This window comes from Exiguobacterium sp. K1, assembly GCF_033721435.1.
Lineage (GTDB): Bacteria > Bacillota > Bacilli > Exiguobacteriales > Exiguobacteriaceae > Exiguobacterium_A > Exiguobacterium_A artemiae.
In genome coordinates this window covers 163033-178009 of sequence record NZ_JAOTIT010000007.1, presented here as the reverse complement: position 1 = coordinate 178009, position 14977 = coordinate 163033, and the positions used below count along the sequence as shown (strand labels likewise).

At 49.4% G+C, this 14977-nt stretch carries 17 protein-coding genes; 11 read left to right on the top strand and 6 right to left on the bottom strand.

Annotated elements, in window-relative coordinates; translation table 11 throughout:
* Window positions 1-35: 35 nt before the first annotated feature.
* Both N7U64_RS14020 and N7U64_RS14015 read right to left on the bottom strand, forming a co-directional pair.
* Window positions 36-1283: a lysine N(6)-hydroxylase/L-ornithine N(5)-oxygenase family protein gene (locus N7U64_RS14020; RefSeq protein ID WP_318092551.1), complete on the bottom strand. Its 1248-nt coding sequence runs from the start codon at window positions 1281-1283 to the stop codon at window positions 36-38.
* Between the two features lie 78 nt (window positions 1284-1361).
* Window positions 1362-2492 (bottom strand): S1C family serine protease, encoded by a 1131-nt coding sequence (locus N7U64_RS14015; protein WP_318930278.1) that lies wholly within the window; start codon window positions 2490-2492, stop codon window positions 1362-1364.
* A gap of 211 nt (window positions 2493-2703) precedes the next feature.
* On the opposite strand from N7U64_RS14015, the gene N7U64_RS14010 reads away from it, so the two are divergent.
* The gene (locus N7U64_RS14010; RefSeq protein ID WP_012369976.1) at window positions 2704-3060 is read left to right on the top strand and encodes a hypothetical protein; all 357 of its coding nucleotides are present in this window, start codon (window positions 2704-2706) and stop codon (window positions 3058-3060) included.
* 85 nt (window positions 3061-3145) lie between these two features.
* On the opposite strand, the gene N7U64_RS14005 is transcribed toward N7U64_RS14010, so the two are convergent.
* Window positions 3146-3910 (bottom strand): SGNH/GDSL hydrolase family protein, encoded by a 765-nt coding sequence (locus tag N7U64_RS14005; RefSeq protein WP_318930277.1) that lies wholly within the window; start codon window positions 3908-3910, stop codon window positions 3146-3148.
* A 126-nt stretch (window positions 3911-4036) separates the two neighbouring features.
* On the opposite strand from N7U64_RS14005, the gene N7U64_RS14000 reads away from it, so the two are divergent.
* The 4 genes from N7U64_RS14000 (at window position 4037) to hfq (ending at window position 7636) form a co-directional block, all read left to right on the top strand.
* Window positions 4037-4957 carry an ABC transporter ATP-binding protein gene (locus N7U64_RS14000; RefSeq protein WP_214848361.1) on the top strand — a complete coding sequence of 307 codons (921 nt, stop codon included), beginning with the start codon at window positions 4037-4039 and terminating at the stop codon, window positions 4955-4957.
* On the top strand, window positions 4950-5948 hold the full coding sequence (locus tag N7U64_RS13995; protein ID WP_012369979.1) for an ABC transporter permease: 999 nt from the start codon (window positions 4950-4952) through the stop codon (window positions 5946-5948). Before N7U64_RS14000 ends, N7U64_RS13995 begins: the two co-directional genes overlap by 8 nt.
* Before the next feature lie 454 nt (window positions 5949-6402).
* Window positions 6403-7341, top strand: a complete 939-nt coding sequence (miaA, locus tag N7U64_RS13990; protein WP_318930276.1) for a tRNA (adenosine(37)-N6)-dimethylallyltransferase MiaA — start codon at window positions 6403-6405, stop codon at window positions 7339-7341.
* A gap of 43 nt (window positions 7342-7384) precedes the next feature.
* Window positions 7385-7636: an RNA chaperone Hfq gene (hfq, locus tag N7U64_RS13985; RefSeq protein ID WP_012369981.1), complete on the top strand. Its 252-nt coding sequence runs from the start codon at window positions 7385-7387 to the stop codon at window positions 7634-7636.
* Between the two features lie 62 nt (window positions 7637-7698).
* On the opposite strand, the gene N7U64_RS13980 is transcribed toward hfq, so the two are convergent.
* A complete protein-coding gene (locus tag N7U64_RS13980) occupies window positions 7699-8673 on the bottom strand; it encodes a tyrosine-type recombinase/integrase (protein WP_318930274.1) in 975 nt (324 codons plus the stop codon).
* 136 nt (window positions 8674-8809) lie between these two features.
* On the opposite strand from N7U64_RS13980, the gene hflX reads away from it, so the two are divergent.
* From hflX to N7U64_RS13950, 6 genes are all read left to right on the top strand, one after another.
* On the top strand, window positions 8810-10051 hold the full coding sequence (gene hflX, locus N7U64_RS13975; protein ID WP_012369983.1) for a GTPase HflX: 1242 nt from the start codon (window positions 8810-8812) through the stop codon (window positions 10049-10051).
* Window positions 10052-10053: 2 nt separating this feature from the next.
* Window positions 10054-11331, top strand: coding sequence for an aminotransferase class I/II-fold pyridoxal phosphate-dependent enzyme (locus tag N7U64_RS13970; protein WP_318930273.1), 1278 nt, complete (start codon window positions 10054-10056; stop codon window positions 11329-11331).
* A 140-nt stretch (window positions 11332-11471) separates the two neighbouring features.
* Window positions 11472-11870, top strand: a complete 399-nt coding sequence (locus N7U64_RS13965; protein ID WP_012369985.1) for a MerR family transcriptional regulator — start codon at window positions 11472-11474, stop codon at window positions 11868-11870.
* Window positions 11871-11915: 45 nt separating this feature from the next.
* Window positions 11916-13262 carry a type I glutamate--ammonia ligase gene (gene glnA, locus N7U64_RS13960; protein WP_318092548.1) on the top strand — a complete coding sequence of 449 codons (1347 nt, stop codon included), beginning with the start codon at window positions 11916-11918 and terminating at the stop codon, window positions 13260-13262.
* A gap of 91 nt (window positions 13263-13353) precedes the next feature.
* Window positions 13354-13566, top strand: a complete 213-nt coding sequence (locus N7U64_RS13955; protein WP_318930271.1) for a (4Fe-4S)-binding protein — start codon at window positions 13354-13356, stop codon at window positions 13564-13566.
* Window positions 13566-13835 (top strand): GNAT family N-acetyltransferase, encoded by a 270-nt coding sequence (locus N7U64_RS13950; RefSeq protein WP_318930269.1) that lies wholly within the window; start codon window positions 13566-13568, stop codon window positions 13833-13835. The genes N7U64_RS13955 and N7U64_RS13950 overlap by 1 nt, the downstream gene beginning before the upstream one ends.
* Before the next feature lie 87 nt (window positions 13836-13922).
* Here N7U64_RS13950 and N7U64_RS13945 read toward each other — a convergent pair whose 3' ends face one another.
* Both N7U64_RS13945 and N7U64_RS13940 read right to left on the bottom strand, forming a co-directional pair.
* Window positions 13923-14249, bottom strand: coding sequence for an AzlD domain-containing protein (locus N7U64_RS13945; RefSeq protein ID WP_318930267.1), 327 nt, complete (start codon window positions 14247-14249; stop codon window positions 13923-13925).
* Entirely contained in the window at window positions 14234-14929 is a 696-nt protein-coding gene (locus N7U64_RS13940) for an AzlC family ABC transporter permease (protein WP_318930265.1), read from the bottom strand. The genes N7U64_RS13945 and N7U64_RS13940 overlap by 16 nt, the downstream gene beginning before the upstream one ends.
* Between the last annotated feature and the right edge of the window lie 48 nt (window positions 14930-14977).

Here is a 14977-nt window from a genome sequence, read left to right as displayed (position 1 = left end):
CGAATTCGTCGAGGATCTTTTGATAAGTCCGATGATTAGTCAAACGTTGTAAAAGTGGCATGCTGTTCGACCGGATACAACTCTTTACCGGCGACATCATTTAAAATCAGTTGATTGCGTGAAACGGACATGCCAAGATTATCAGCTGCCGGACCATGCGACAGTTCGAGATTCGTTGTCGCATATAAATGATGGTTCGTTGGTACGGTACGGCTGATCCGGTAGTTGGCGTCGACCTTCCAGGCCTGTTCACCTTCGAACTCGATGTCGAGCCGGTTAGTGAAGCGGGGAAGCGATGGAACGAAACCGGTCGCAGCGACGACGGCACCGGTTTTGGAAGTCCGTTGTTCATTCAGTTCGGTATGCCGCATCGTGATCGTAAAGTCCGAATCGTATGAAATCTGATCGACTTCCAAGTTGGCCCGGATTTTGACCCGTTGTTGTTCTTCCGGTGATAAATCATAGAGGTGTTCATAAATGGCTTGCAGTGTTTCGGGACTGATGCCGTTTTGGGACCGCGTGAATTTGGCGACTGCTTCCTGTCTGATAGCAAGCGGCAGACTGTTGAAGTAACGGACGTAACTTGGAGAAAAGATTTCTTCACCCAGTTTGCCGGTCTCAAGCGTCTCGAAAATAGTCGAGCGGGAAATCCATTCGAGTTCAAAGGTTTCCGGACGGTCGCTCGTCAGTAAATCAAGGAAAATTTCAGCCGCACTTTGACCGGAACCGACAATGCTGACTTTATCCTGTTGCAGGATGGCTTCTTTTTCCATGACGTATTGGGTGTTATGGATGACATTTTTATCAAAACTCTCCGGAATCGAAGGTTTCGAACCGGTTCCGAGCACGACGTTTCGTGTTTCGTATGTCGTCCGTTTACCGGTCGCGACTTCTTCGACCAAGACTTCATAACTGTCACCCGTATCTTGAATATCGATGACGCGGGTCGAAAAATGTAAATCGTCGAGCTGAGTCGAGACCCATTTCAAGTAAGCATTATATTCTTGTCGCGAAATAAGTAGTTTTTCGTAAAAATAAAACGTATGCAAACGGTTGAGAGATCGTAAATAGTTCAAATACGTAAACGGGCTTGTCGGATCGGCAAGTGTGACAAGATCGGAAATGAAGCTTGTCTGCATCATCGAATCCTTGATCATCATCCCGGGATGCCAAGAGAATTGTTCGCTTTCGTCAAAAAATAGTGTCCGTAAAGGTGTCGGATGGGCCAGAGCACTTAACCCCAGATTCATCGGTCCGATTCCTACGCCAATCAAATCATACATAAAAAAAGCCTCCCAATCGATATTGTTATAAAACAATACCCGATATAGGAGGGGGTTGAAACGTATCTTGTCAGTTCTTTACAGTTGATCGGTCGTTGTTGTTTTAGTCGAGACCGTCATTTGTTTTCCGTCACGGATGATATTCAACGTGACGTTGCCGTCCGATTTAATCAACGCGGTTTTAATGTCGACAAAACTTTTGATTTCCTCATTATTGATTTTCGTGATGACATCACCGGTTTTCAATTTTGCAGAAGCGGCGGGACTGTTCGGTTCGACGGACATGACGACGACGCCTGTTTTTTGTGATTCCGGCAATTTGACTTGGTCCAGCAGGTAACCGGCAGGGAAGGCCGAGACATCCTGCAGTGCGACACCGAGTGTCGGATGTTTGACTTCACCGTTCGTTTCGAGCTGTTTTAAAATCGGCAGTGCGTCATCGATCGGAATGCTGAAACCGACGCCTTCGACGCCTGTTTCGGCAATCTTCATCGAGTTGATGCCGACCAATTGCCCTTGTTCATTGATCAAGGCACCACCGGAGTTCCCCGGATTGATGGCGGCATCCGTTTGGATCACCGTCGTATTGAAGTCGTCCTGTCCATCCTTGTTCGTATCGACGGGAACCGTCCGGTCGTTTGAGCTGACGATACCTCGGGTGACCGAGTTTTGGAACTCACCGAGCGGGTTACCGATGGCGAGCACGGTTTGACCGGCTTTTAAGTCAGCCGATTTTCCGAGCGTGATGACGGACGGAACATCACTGGCGTTGACTTCCAGTACGGCTAAATCGTACGTTTCGTCACTGCCCAGTAATTTGGCGCTGAGTGTTTTGCCGTTGTTTAACGTGACCTCGAGTTTCGAGGCTCCGTCGACGACGTGGTGGTTCGTAATGATGTAGGCTTTACCATCTGTTTTTTTATAAATGACACCTGAGCCGGAACCCGCTGCTGCCTCTTCCTGACTCATCGAATTCTCCGACTGATAGTTCGTGACCGTGACGACGGATTTTTGAGCCGTTGCGACAGCGTTCGTCACGGGATCGCTTGTCGTCGTCGAAATTTGTTTTGGCATGCCGTTTGAGAGTGGTGTATCGGCGACTTGCTGTTCTTGATCCATTAAAATCGGAAAGGCGACCGTTGCGGTAAGTACAGCACCGATGATGCCTCCGGTAAGTCCGGGTAAGAGTTGTCTTGTTTTTCCTGCCATCGAAATCCATCCCTTCATGTAGTGTTTTTTCTAAGATTAATGTATCAAATTTAATCGGCCGGAATGAAATTACGGTGGTTTTTCCAAAATGCCTCATCATTCCCCATAATTCGACAACAATCTCAAACAGTTGAGTCGCGTCGGCCAGTTCGGTACACTGAGTGTGTTTCGTACTTAAGTAACCGACTTAGTCACAAAGGGAGAGATTCAGATGAAGTATGTACTGCGTGTTTTGTACGGTGCCGGCCTGTTGTTTGCCGGAATCGGTCATTTTCGAAATGAAAAGGGGTTCGTTAAGATTATGCCCGCTTTCATCCCGTTCAAACGTTTTTTCGTCCAGGTGACGGGTGTGATCGAAATCCTGTACGGCTTGATGCTGCTGTCCGGACGTGGTGTTGACCTCGTCCGGAAGACATTACCGGCATTTTTATATGCCGTCTTACCGGCAAATATCAATATGGCGGTCAATCCGAAACCGGTTAACGGGAAAACATTGCCGGCTTGGGGACTATGGGGCCGTTTGCCGTTGCAGTGGGTCTTGATTGCGTTTGCTAAACGTTTGAAATAAGGACTGCATTAAATTGTCAGGACAAAACAAAAGGGTGACCGGAAAGCAATCAGTTGCTTTTCCGGTTACCCTTTTCATTATTCAATTAAAAACGTTTTTCGACGGCGAGGATGGCTGCGTTGGCAATGTCTTCGTATGTCGAATCGTTCGGATGGAACTGGTCGCTTGAAAGATCACGTTTGACGTCGCGGACGAGATTAAACGTATCGATGATTTCGATATCGTATTTCAGACCGAGTGTCCGTGATTTCGCATTCCATTCCTGGACGATGGCGTCAAACGCCTGTCCATTTTCACTGGCGCGGAACGGATTATACAGTCCGACGTAAAAGATGACGGCATCCGGGTTTTCTTCGCGCAGGATCTTGAATGTCTTGACGAGGTTGGTTTGAGCCGTTGCAATCGTGGCGGCTGTCTTTTTCGCATTGAAGTTTGCGACCCCTTCACCGCGGTTGAATAAATCGTTTCCGCCAATCGTCACCGAGATGACTTTTGCTTGGGACAACGTGCGGCGGACTTCCTTTTGCTTCAATTGTTTTAAGAGATCTTCCGTCCGGGCACCGCTGACGGCGAGATTTTGGAAACGTTCAACGCGGTCCTTTTTGACAAGCTCGCGACCGACGATGGCGGCGTAACTTTTTCCGTTCGAGGCACCGACGCCGCGTGTCAGGGAATCACCGAGCGCGACATAAGTTCCGCCTTTTTTGACCGGTTCTTCCTTGGTCGGCGTCAAGACGGCCCGTTTCGGGGGATTGACGACATCGTTATAGGCACTGGCAAAGCCGTACCCGAAGACTGCCGTTAAAATAAGAGAAACTATTAAAAAAAGTGGCCAAAGATATCGTTTCATGAACCGTTCCTCCTTTTGCTGTTACTATGATTGTAGCAAACCTTTTTGGAATGTGCGGTTTTGAAGTGTTCCAATAAGGTAAATCATTCATTATTCCGCTAGAATGGATACTAAGAGGTGAGAGACGTGAAACCAACCGTAAAATTAGAATCAGTCACAAAAGTCATTGGAAAGAAAACGATCATCGATAATATTTCATTTGAAATCTTCCCCGGTGAAGTGTTCGGATTCCTCGGACCCAATGGTGCCGGAAAGACGACGACGATCCGTATGCTCGTCGGATTAATCAAACCGACATCCGGTAAAATCACGGTCTGCGACTTTGATGTCCGGAAACAGTTTGTTCAAGCGATGCAACGAATCGGCTCGATTGTTGAAAATCCCGAACTGTATAAATATCTGACGGGACGTGAAAATTTACAAGTCTTCTCACGGATGCTGCCGAATGTCGACGATGCCCGGATCCAGGAAGTCATCGACCTGGTCGATTTGACGGCACGGGTGGACGATCAAGTCCGGACCTATTCGCTCGGGATGCGTCAACGTCTCGGGATTGCCCAAGCCCTTCTCGGACGGCCTGATGTCCTGATACTGGACGAACCGACAAACGGACTCGATCCGATGGGAATCCGCGATTTACGTCAGTTCATCCGGAAACTGGTCGATGAGACCGGCTTGTCGGTCCTCGTATCGAGTCATATCCTGGCGGAAATCGAGATGCTGGCGGATCGTGTCGCCATCATGAGTTACGGAAAAATCGTGCAGGTCGGAACGGTCAAGGAACTGGTCGAGTCGCTTGCGCCGGGAGTCGACTGGCGTGTCGATGATGCGTTTAAAGCAAACGAAATCCTGTCCGCATCGCCTGACGTCCAGGTCTCGGAAATCGTCGATGCCAACACGGTCCATACACTTATGGATGCCAGCAAGACACCATCCTTGAATAAACAGCTGTTCGAAGCGGGTGTCGAAGTATGGACGATCGAACGGAAAGTCCAGACGCTCGAAGATCTCTTCATTACATTGACAGGAGGAGATCACATTGCGTAACCCGAACATGCTCGGTTTGATTCAAAACGAAGTCATGAAGATTGCTTCGAAAAAACGGTTTGCCGTCGTTGCCATCATCTTAGTGGTCCTCGTCTCGATGTTCACGTATGCGCAGTACCGTGACATTCAGGAACAGATCAAGAAACAGGGAACGCTCGACTGGCGGGTCGAGTTGCAACAGGATATCGTCGATACTCAAAACCGTCTGGCTTCGAGCAGTATCCAGGACGAATTCCGACAGTTTTTAGAATTCGATTTAAAACAAAATCAATATTATCTCGATAACGACATCAACCCGAACTATCCGGGGGCGCCAACCTTCATCCGGATTTTCTTCTCCCAAGGATTGACGTTAATTCTGCCGCTCTTCATCATCGTCATCATGGCGGATATCGTCAGCGGAGAGCAAAATGACGGAACAATTAAGACGTTGCTGTCCCGTCCTGTAAGGCGCTGGAAGATTCTGATGGCGAAATGGTTGACGGTCCTGCTCTATACTTCGATGCTGATGGCGTTGACTGCCGCCGTCTGTTATGCGATTTCCGGTATCGTTCTCGGATATGACGGTTGGACCGCACCGATCCTGACCGGATTCCAGGCGTCGCCGAGCGGAACGTTCTCGACTGAATTCGTGCATACGATACCGATGTGGGAATATCTGCTGATGGCGATTGGTCTCGCTTGGATCGTCACGGCCGTCGTCGCGACGATTGCCTTAATGGTGTCCGTGCTTGTCAAAAATACGGCAACCGGTATCGGCATCATGATGGCTGTCCTGATTTCCGGAACTTTGTTGACGACGCTTGGTTCAAGCTGGACGAGTTCGAAATATCTCGTCAACGTCAACTTCGGTTTGATTAACTATCTCGACGGACAAGCTCCGCCGATCGAAGGGATGACGTTACCGTTCTCGCTCGCCGTTCTGCTCTGCTGGACGATCGGCGCGTTAGTTGTCGCATTCTGGAATTTCACACAGAAAGATATGTACTGATACGTACAGTCAAAACAAAAAAAGTCCCTTCTCCGTAATGGAAAAGGGACTTTTTGCAGATGTCGGGCATCTGCATGGAATCAAGAGGGGAATCCCTCTGAAAAGAAGCCGATGCAGGTCAGCTTCTGCGCTACGTAACAATCGTACTTTTATCATAGCGATTCCAGTAATTGGTGTCAAACCTGCTTGAAAGGGTTTACGAAGTCACGGATTTGTCAAAAGGTATCTAAAGACAACGAGGAGGTGCCGAAATGGCTGATTGGGGAATTATGCTGACAGGTTTAGTCATTTGTGGATGGTGTGTATTTAGTGCGGTATACGATGACTTCATCCGCCGTGTGTAACAGAACTCATTGAACCGTCTTCTTTTATGAGAAGGCGGTTTTTTTGTCGTGTCTGCGACTTGTCTGGATATGATACACTGACTACAAAAAGGTATGAACTAGGAATGGTGATGTCATTGAGTAAACAGCCCGTCATTGTCATCGTTGGACCGACCGCCGTCGGAAAAACGAAGACAGGAATTGAATTAGCAAAAAAATTAAACGGTGAAATCATTTCCGGTGATTCCGTTCAGGTCTATAAACAGATGGATATCGGATCCGCCAAGGTGACACATGAAGAGATGGAAGGAATCCCGCACCATCTGCTTGATCTCGTCGATCCGGATGATGAGATGAGCGTCGCGCGTTTTCAAACGTTGGCCCGGACAGCGATCGATGAGATTGCCGCCAAAGGCAAGCTGCCGATCATCGTCGGCGGAACCGGACTCTACATCCGGGCGATTCTGTACGATTATCAATTTACCGTCCAGGCGGAAAATAAAGTCTTGCGCGAGGAGCTGGAACAGTTCGCTCAAGCGGAAGGAGCAACGGCTCTGCATGACCGTCTGCGCCAGCTGGATGCGAAACGGGCGGACGAAATTCACCCGAACAATATTCAGCGGGTCGTCCGGGCGATCGAAGTCGCGATGAGCGGACAGACACAAGTCTCCGGCAGTGAACCGAGTTTGTATGACAGTCTGTTGTTCGTCTTACATATGGAAGACCGGGAACAGCTGTACGACCGGATTGATCAGCGGGTCGACTTAATGATCGAACAGGGATTGGTTGCGGAAGTCGACCGATTGGTTGCAGCCGGCTATCGGGACACGAAGGCGATGCAGGCGATCGGCTATAAGGAAATCGTTCCGGTTCTCGAAGGAGCACCGATTGATCCGGCCGTCGAGCAGCTGAAACGGAACACCCGTCGCTTCGCCAAACGGCAACTGACGTGGTTCCGCCATCAGTTTGACGGAAATTGGATTGAAATGGGAAGGCTTTCATTTGAAGAAAACTTCAAAATTATCTATGATAGAACAGTAGGGTTTCTGAAAGCGGTTAAATCGGAGTAGCCTGAAAGAAAAACAGATAAAAATAGAGGGGGCACGGGGGCTTATGAAGGCAACGTACAACATTCAAGACTATTTCTTAAATCAATTACGAAAAGATTCGGTTCCGACGACAGTGTTTTTAATCAGCGGGTATCAGTTACGGGGATTGATCAAGTCGTTTGACAACTTCACCGTCATTTTAGAATCGGAAGGCAAACAGCAATTGATTTACAAACACGCCATCTCGACGTTTGCACCGGCACGTAATGTGACGTTGTATGAACAGGAGACGGAAACGGAAGAAGTCACACGTTAAAAAAAGACGGCCGGGGGGCCGCCTACTTGTTGGAGCAACGCTATGGCGTTGCTCCTTTTTTGTTACAACAAACCCTTCAGTTCGTCGAACGCTTCCGCATAACGCCGGAGTGAAACCTCTTTATAAAGACACGTCTTCGTCAGCCGTTCCTCTTTCGTCAACTCTTCAAGATACGTACTGAGAATGAAGCTGTTCCGGAGCATCGACGGCGTAATGATCCGTTTATTGTCGGACCGTTCGTTTAACTGCCGCATCATCTTCGTGATCATGACGATCGACAATTGTTTCGGGGCGTTTTTACTGTATACCCAGCGGAAGGTCATCCTTGAGAAATCAAAAGCGACGAAAAACGGGTCGGTCGAGTGGTACCGCGGACGGACCGGTTCCGGGATTGTCTTTAAATAGGCAAGCATCAAATCCTGGTCGTCCCGTTCGAGGTGGAGCAGGTAAGCATTACCGAGCCGATCGTGAACCGTCATCTCGCGTTGCGCAAAATTCAAATCCTGCATCTTCAGACCGATGATGTGGTGAACACGGAGACCGTAACGGTAAAAGAGCCGTAAAATCAATTCGTTGCGGTCGATCAAGTAGGGACGGGCGACGAGTTGGTGGTCGGTCAAGCCCCGGTCGGACCGGTTCGTCCGGATCAGCTGCTCGTATTCGGCCAGTGACGCAATATGCTGCGGCGTCAGTTCGTGGGTCGGTTGGGCATATTCGATCAGCTTCGATTTCGTCTGCCGGATCTGGTAATTGATTTGATTGAGGACAGTGACGATCCGGGCGACCGTTGCCTGTTGATACAATTTTTCTTCGATCAAATATTCATTAATGAACGTTTTCCAGGTCTCGAGGGGAATCGCCTTGAAATCGTCGATCGTCTCGAGCGGCTGATCCACTTCGGTCATATAACGGTGAATTTCAATCAGATCGTACCGGTAACGCCGGATCGTCGAGTCCTGTCTGCCACTTGCGCTGAGGAAAAACAGATACCGTTCGATGAATTCCGGCAAAGTGTAGTCAAGCCGTTCGCGTGCCATAACAGACCTCCTGTTTGAGATACTTTTCTTTATCATAAACCGAACGGATGTTTCCTGTCCAAAAATGTTCAGACAAGAGGTCCATGTGGTATGATTAGGGGCGCAGAAGGTTTGTTATTTTGAAAGGAATGATTATATGTCAGAACGCGTCATCGTCGTCGGTTGTCAGCTCCCCGGTGTACCGGATCATATTTATGAAGAATCGGTCGCGGAGCTCGAAGCACTCGTTACGACCGCGCACGCCGTCGTCGTGGGACGACTCGATCAAAAGCGTCAATCGATCGACCGCCGTACGTTTATCGGAAAAGGAAAGGTCGAGGAACTGGTCGCATTAGCACAGGAACTCGAACCGGATTTGATTATTTTTAATGCCGAAGTCACGCCGGGTCAGATGAAGAATATCCGGATTGCCCTCGAAGATCCGGAATCGATTAAACTGATTGACCGGACACAATTGATTCTCGACATCTTTGCCGGCCGTGCCCAGTCCCGGGAAGGGAAGTTGCAAGTTGAACTTGCCCAGATGAGTTACCTGTTGCCGCGCCTGAGCGGGCAGGGAACCCAATTGTCACGTCTTGGAGGCGGAATCGGGACACGTGGTCCCGGGGAATCGAAACTTGAGACCGACCGCCGGCACATCCGCCGCCGTGTCGACGAAATCAAGAAACAGCTCGAAACGTCCGTTGCCCACCGTGCCCGCTACCGGGAACGCCGGAAAGAAAACCAGACGTTTCAAATTGCGCTCGTCGGATACACGAATGCCGGGAAATCAACGATTTTTAACCGGTTGACCAATGCCGACACGTATGAAAAAAACGAATTATTTGCGACGCTCGATCCGTTGACGCGTCAGCTCGACCTGCCGGAAGGCGGACAGATTCTGTTGACGGATACCGTCGGATTCATTCAGGATCTGCCGACGAAATTGATTGCGGCGTTCCGGTCGACACTCGAAGAAGTGCTCGAAGCGGATCTGATTCTTCACGTCATCGATGCCTCAAGCGAACACTATCTGAATCAGATGCAGACGACGAATGATGTCCTCGATGAACTCGGTGCCGGAGACATCCCGCAACTCGAGGTCTTCAATAAAAAAGACCAGTTGACGCATTTATTCAGCGGTGGAAAACTGTTGATTTCTGCCCTTGATCCGGCAGACATCGATCGTTTGACCGTCGAAATCGAAAAAGCAATCAGTGACATTCTCGAGTATCTCGAGATCCGGATTCCGGTTCATGCGTTTGCGCATTACAATCCGGCGAAAGAAGTCATGATGAATTTAACAGAACAATATGAAGAGGACGGATCCGTGACCTTAAAAGGCTACTTGCGTAAGGATACCCGGCTGTACTCGACATTGAAACAATACGAGGTGTAAGCATGTTTACAGAGTTAACGCACTATGAAACAATCCGTCCGTTCGTCGAGCAGGCGGAAGAAAAAATTGCCCCCGGCATTCGCAAAGCGCAACAAGTCGCGGAACAGAACCAGTTTCGTGTCCTGAACGCTTTCCGGGAACATAAAGTGAGTGATTTTCACTTCATGCCGTCGACCGGTTACGGCTACAACGACGAAGGCCGCGATAATCTCGAACGGATTTACGCAGCGGTCTTCGGCGCAGAAGCCGGATTGTGCCGGGCGCAGATCATCAGCGGAACCCATGCCATCGGAATCGCTTTGTTCGGTTTGCTGTTACCGGGGGATGAACTGCTGTATATCACCGGTAAACCGTACGATACGTTGGAGGAAATCGTCGGCATCCGCGGCGACGGCCGCGGTTCGTTAAAAGAACTTGGTGTCACCTATGACGTCGTCGAGATGAAACGGGCGGAGACGATTGACCTGGATGCTGTCCTCGCCCGGATCACGGACAAGACAAAAGTCGTCGGTATTCAGCGTTCGAAAGGCTATGCGACCCGTCGGAGCTTACCGGTTACTGAGATTGGAGAAGCGATTGCCGCGATCAAAGAACAACATCCGCACGTGATTGTGTTCGTCGACAACTGTTACGGCGAATTCGTCGAAACGATCGAACCGACCCATGTCGGAGCGGATTTGATGGCCGGCTCACTGATCAAGAATCCGGGTGGCGGTCTCGCGAAGACGGGCGGTTATCTCGTCGGACGCCAGGATTTGATTGAACGGGCGTCGTTCCGAATGACGACACCGGGCATCGGTGCCGAGGCCGGGCCGTCACTTTATTCGTTGCAGGACATGTACCAGGGGTTCTTTATGGCCCCGCATACGGTCAGTCAGGCCTTGATGGGAGCGATGTTTACTTCAAGCATGATGGAGCAGTTCGGGTTCGATACGGCGCCGCATTATGCGGCAGAACGGACGGATTTGATCCAGTCGGTCTCTTTCCATGCTCCGGAACCGATGATTGCCTTTTGTCAGGCGATTCAAGCAGCGTCTCCCGTCAATGCGCAAGCCTTGCCGATTCCGGATTATATGCCGGGATATGCGGATGATGTCATCATGGCTGCCGGGACGTTCATTCAAGGATCGTCGATTGAGTTATCGGCAGATGGTCCGATCCGAGCGCCGTATACGGCATATGTCCAAGGGGGATTGACCTACAGTCACGTCAAAATCGCGATTGTTTCGGCTGTCAATCAACTGATGGAACAACAATTGATTCAACCACAACAGGTTTAAAGAAATAGCTTAATGTGAAAAGACCTCTGTTACGCAGGACGTCTGACTTGTAAGAAAGTCATGTTAACTTTCCTTACATCTCTTGACAACTTGCCTTACAGAGGTTTATTCTCATGAAGTAAGGAAAAAGGAGGAACGAAATGGCAGACTTATCACGACAGTCCAAGCCACTATTCCCCATCGGAGTCGTTCAAGAGTTGACCGCGTTATCTGCCCGACAAATCCGATATTACGAAGAACAAGGATTGATCAAGCCGGAGCGGACAGAGACGAAACGTCGCCTCTATTCGTTCAACGATGTCGATCGCTTGTTGTCGATCAAGGAATATCTGGATCAGGGATTAAATATCGCAGGGATCAAAATGATTTTTGATAATGATCTTGTCAAACGGGAACGAGTTGCGGAGAAGGTCGTTACGGCCCGTCCGGAATTATCGGATGGCGAATTGTATAAACTCCTGAAAAACGAATTGCAGGAAGCAGGGCGACATGGAAAAACGTCACTCATTCAAGGTGAGCTCGGACGATTTTTCAAGTAAGCACCTGTTACCATATAAAAAAGAGCCGGAGAGGGGATTTGTCACATGACACGTCGCAACATTACACGAGAAGACATTATGAAAATCGCTAAAGCTGAGGATGTACGTTTTATTCGTTTACAGTTCACAGATATCCTCGGTACAATCAAGAACGTTGAAATTCCAGTCAGCCAATTGGAAAAAGCACTTGATAACAAAATGATGTTCGATGGTTCGTCAATCGAAGGATTCGTCCGCATTGAAGAATCAGATATGTATCTCTTCCCAGACCTCAACACATGGGTCGTCTTCCCATGGACAGAAGACGGAACGGGTAAAGTCGCACGTCTCATCTGTGACATCTATAATCCGGATGGCACACCGTTTGCTGGAGATCCGCGTGGTCAACTCAAACGTGTACTTAGTGAAATGGAAGAGCTTGGATTCACATCGTTCAACGTCGGTCCAGAGCCGGAATTCTTCTTGTTCAAGAAGGATGCAAACGGCCGTCCGACACTCGAACTCAATGACCAAGGCGGTTACTTCGACCTCGCACCGGTCGATCTCGGCGAAAACTGCCGTAAAGAGATCGTCATCGAGCTTGAAAACATGGGCTTTGAAATCGAAGCATCTCACCACGAAGTCGCACCGGGTCAACACGAAATCGACTTCAAATATGCGGACGCCATCACAACAGCGGATAACATCCAAACGTTTAAGCTCGTTGTTAAGACGATCGCAGCAAAACATAACTTACACGCGACATTCATGCCAAAACCACTTTACGGTGTCAACGGTTCAGGAATGCACGCTAACATGTCGCTCTTTAAAGGCAACGAAAACGTCTTCTTTGACGAAGAGAATAGCAACATGCAGCTTTCAGACGATGCCCGCGCCTTCACGGCAGGTATCCTGAAACATGCACGTGCGTTTACAGCTGTCTGTAACCCGACAGTCAACTCGTACAAACGTCTTGTACCTGGTTATGAAGCACCTTGCTACGTTGCATGGTCAGCTCGTAACCGTTCACCACTCGTTCGTGTACCGGCAGCTCGTGGTCTTTCGACACGGATCGAAGTCCGCTCAGTCGATCCGGCAGCTAACCCGTACTTGGCACTTGCGACATTGCTCGCTTCAGGTCTTGACGGTATTAAAAACAATCTCCAAGCACCGGCTCCGATCGACCGTAACATCTACGTGATGGACAAACCGGAACGTGTGGCAAACGGCATTGACGATCTTCCGTCAACACTCAGCCACGCACTCGAAGTTCTGAAAGCGGATGACGTCGTCATGCACGCACTCGGCGAGCACATCGCAGAGCACTTCGTTGAACTGAAAGAAATCGAATGGGATATGTTCCGGACGCAAGTCACGGAATGGGAACGCGATCAGTACATGGTCTTGTTCTAATCTCTTGAAACGTCCGAACTTGGTTCGGGCGTTTTTTTGTAGAGGAATCGGAAGCAGAAACAGCGAACTCTGTAGCAAGGAGGCGTTTCAAATGAAAAAGGCGTATGAAGGGAAAGACATCATTGTTTATTTTGATGCAGAAGTGTGTGTGCATTCCGGTCATTGTGTCAAGAGTCTGCCGACCGTCTTTGATGTTAAAAAACGTCCATGGATCGAAGCGGACGGTGCACCGGTCGAAGATGTCATGCGGGTCGTCGACGGCTGTCCGAGCGGTGCCTTATCATATGAACGGAGGGAAGCCTGATGGAATTGAAACGAGCGGATCAAAAGATTGAAGCTTATCAGGAGGGGCAAGCTGTCGGGGAAATCACGTACAGCGATACAAAGGGCGGCAAGTGGATCATTGATCATACGTATGTCGATCCGAATCATCGGAACCAACAGATCGGCGAACAACTGGTCAAAGCAGTGGTCGAGTGGGCACGGGAAGAACAGGTTAAACTGTTGCCGCTCTGTCCGTTTGCGAAAAAAGAGTTTGAGCAGACGCCGGACTATGCAGATGTATCGGCGTAACTGAGAAATAATGTAATGAAAAAAAGACGAGAAAAAACGGAACGACATCCGTTTTTTCTCGTCTTTTTTAGGAAGAAGGAGCAACCCTCATTGGAAAAACCGAAGCAGTGCCATCGACACGACACCGGTGATGACGGTGAAAGAAAGACTTTTACTAGTGACGGCGACGAGGACTGTCGGTATGGCTGCTGCGAGATGAATTATGGAAAGTGTCGGGAACTCCCCGCTTCGTGCGATCAATAAATTTTGAAAGAAAAGTGCGCTCAGCAAACAGATCGGAATAAACGATAACCAATCGGTCAATACACGCGGAAGAGTCAGTCGGTGCATGAGCAGAAAAGGTAAAATCCGCGGAATCAACGTGACAAGCCCACAAGCGGCAAACAAGACAAACAGTTCTAGACGGATTTCCATCGTGAGATCACTACTCCTATACTGGCGGCTATCATCGTCGCAAATAAAACGGCGAGTTCCGGGGACAGATAGCGCATTGATATGTACAACAACAGCAAGACAAAGACGAGTAACAGACCGTTCAAAGCGATGCGGGACCGTTCGCTTTCAAACTGCAGATACAACAAACCGATGAACATGGCCGTTAAAGCAAAGTTGAGACCGAACCGTTCCGGATCCGGGAACCAGCTGCCGATGAGTGCTCCGAGTACAGTCGAGCCAATCCAGCTCAAGTAAGCGGTCAGGTTTAGACCGTGCATGAAGTTCGCATCAATCTGCTGTTTTAGCGAGGTATTCATCGCGACGGCGAATGATTCATCCGTCAGGAGAGCGCCGATGCCGAACCGGTCCAACTGATGCCGGCTCTCGACACGCGGTGCAAGCGTCATACTCATCAGCAGATGGCGGGAATTGACGATGAACGTCGTCAAGATGATGGCTGAGAACGGACTGTTTAACAGCAACAGACTGGTAATGATGAACTGGGCCGCACCGGCATAAATCAAAAGCGACATCAAGCCGATCTCGAGCGGGCTGAGACCAGCTGCCCGACCGACGATGCCGGCAGAAAAGCCGATGCCGAGATAACCGAGGACGGTCGGAAGGCAGGCTTTGATTCCTGCTTGAAACGAAGCGTTCATAGACGATGACTCCTCTCGTAGTGATGTGTTCTCAGCATAGCATCCTCC